1 protein-coding gene and 1 pseudogene are annotated in these 2,233 nt (G+C 69.7%); both read right to left on the minus strand.

The genetic code is table 11. The features are described from left to right. Positions 1–25 precede the first annotated feature (25 nt). Positions 26–1,654, minus strand: coding sequence for a threonine/serine exporter family protein (locus AC5RV2_RS17220; protein WP_494093351.1), 1,629 nt, complete (start codon positions 1,652–1,654; stop codon positions 26–28). A gap of 138 nt (positions 1,655–1,792) precedes the next feature. After that, positions 1,793–2,233, minus strand: a pseudogene (locus tag AC5RV2_RS17225) (hypothetical protein); the annotation flags it as partial.

Consider the following 2,233-nt stretch of genomic DNA (forward strand, 5'->3'; position numbering starts at 1 on the left):
CCCGCGCCCGGCGGATCCGGCGTCCTTAGCGGCGCCGGGCCCGCCGGTTTTCGTTCGAGCCCAGCCCCTTCGTGAACGGCCGAGCCAGGTTGTCGCCGAGCACCGTACCGCCGGCGATGGCCAGGATCACCGTCAGCGCACCGAACAGCCCCAGGATGCCGTTGAACGGCGCCTCCGAGTTGACGGTCAGCTCGAAGATGGACCGGAACACGGACAGCCCGGGCAGCAGGAACAGCACGGCCGGCACCGCCACCACCAGCTGCGGCGAGCCCATCCGCAGGCCCACAATGCGCCCGAGGAACCCGATCACCACGGCGCCGACGGCCGGACCGATCCGGTCCCCGATCCCCGCCCACACCGCGAAGTCGTAGATCAGCAGCCCGACCAGCCCGACGGCGGCCGTGGGCAGCAGCATGTTCAGCTTGGTCTGCTCCGTCATGCTGAGGGCAATGGTCGCCACGACGAGCAGCAGCGCCCGCACCACGTAGGGGTACTGGCCTTGGCCCTCCACGAAGACTTCGGGCAGGCTGACGCCGACCATCGAGCCGCCCACCAGCCCCACGGCGACGCCGGCGGCAATCGCAGCGAAGGTAAAGAAGGCCGAGAGATAACGCCCCGACGCGGTGACCGGGAAGCCGTTAATCGCATCCTGGGTGGCGGAGACCAGCCGGCCGGTCGGCAAGAGGAACAGGATGCCGCCGGCGATTACCAGCGACGGGCTCATCGGCACGTGCAGCGTCCAAAAGAGCAGCGCCATGACGGTGGCCAGGCAGGCGCCGATGCCGGTGATGAAGAAGTCCGGCATCCGCCATTTGCTCAGCTTCCGCCCCACCAAACCCATCAGCACGGTGGAGATGCCGCCCACCAGGGCCGCGAAGACGCTGCCGCCGAGGAAGGCAATGATGAAGCCGGAGAATACGCCGCCGGCCGCGATGGCCATCCACCGGGCGAAGGGCTTGGGACGCGAGGTGATCTCCTGCAGCCGTTCCTTGGCTTCGCTGCGGCCCACCCCGCCGTTGACGATGTCGGTGACCAGTTCGTGGACCAGGGACAGGCCGGCGTAGTTGTTGGTCCAGGACCGGACCACCCGCATCACGGTGATGGGAATCGTGTCCGGTTTGGCGTAGTTGATCACCACGGACTGGTTGGTGATGTCCACGTCGATGTCGCTGAGCCCGAAGGCCGCGGTGACGGCGATGATGCTGGTCTCCACCTCCAGCGCGCCGGCGCCGTAGCGGAACATGGTTTCCGCCACGTCCAGGGCAAAATCCAGCGTGATGCGGGCGGAGGCATCGACCCCGGCCGTCTGGATCATCGGGTTCGCGTAGGGGCTGCCGGCCAGCCTTTCGACAATGCTCATCGGCGCGGTGGGCGGCGCCTCGCCCTGCACGAGCTTGCGCAGCATCCGGCGGGCCGCCGCGTTGGAGCGCGAGGCCGCCGCGGAGGCTGGCAGCGGCGCGGTGCCGCTGGGGACAGGCTTGACCTGCTTGGCTACCGGCCGGTCCGTCGGACGTGGCACCGGAGGGTGGGTGGTCTGGGGTCCTGCGGCCGAACCGGCGCGTCCGGCGCCGGAGCCGCGGCCGGCGTCGTTGGCAGGGATGTTTTTCGGCTTGATGATCGGCAGCATTCCCGCCTGCGGAGTCATGGGTGACATGGATTCCTGGTCTGGGTCCTTGTCCTGCAATCCCTCTCCGTTCTGCGTCTCCGCCACCGCCAGGCGGCGCTCGTTGATCCCGGGTTAAATCCTTGCACACCTCGCTGGGAGGGCACCGGGTTGGTGCCGAGGCGCGCGTCACGTCTCGCGGATCGCACCGCTGACGACGTCGATGCTGAACTCCCGCGTGCGGCTCGCCACCGGGGCGCCACCGGAAGGTTCGTCCGCCGGTTCAGCGGAGCAGGTGAAGGAAACGGTCAGGTCTCCGGCCGCGACGTCCGCCGGGGTCACCGTGCGAACAGGATGGAGGTAGCGTGCTTCTCCCCCGGGGCCCAGGTCCTGGGGCGGGAACTCCGCGGCGTTGTCGAACCCGCCGGAGAGCCGCACCCTCAGGTGCTGCGGTCCCAGCAGCTTTGCCCGCCCGGCAAAGACGAGCAGGTCCCCGGCACGGTGGCCGGGCGCCGGCCGGCCACCGGCCAGGCTGCGGACCTCCTCCAGCACCATGTCGAAGCGCAGCGGGTAGTCCTTGGGCACCGGCAGCGGCCCGGTCACCGGGCCCGGCCCGGCCGCGTCGTCGTC

Source organism: Arthrobacter sp. Y3225116 (genome assembly GCF_059091245.1).

Bases quoted from the DNA above. Each gene is read 5' to 3' on its own strand.
- AC5RV2_RS17220 (WP_494093351.1), bottom strand. From the start codon at position 1,654: ATGTCACCCATGACTCCGCAGGCGGGAATGCTGCCGATCATCAAGCCG.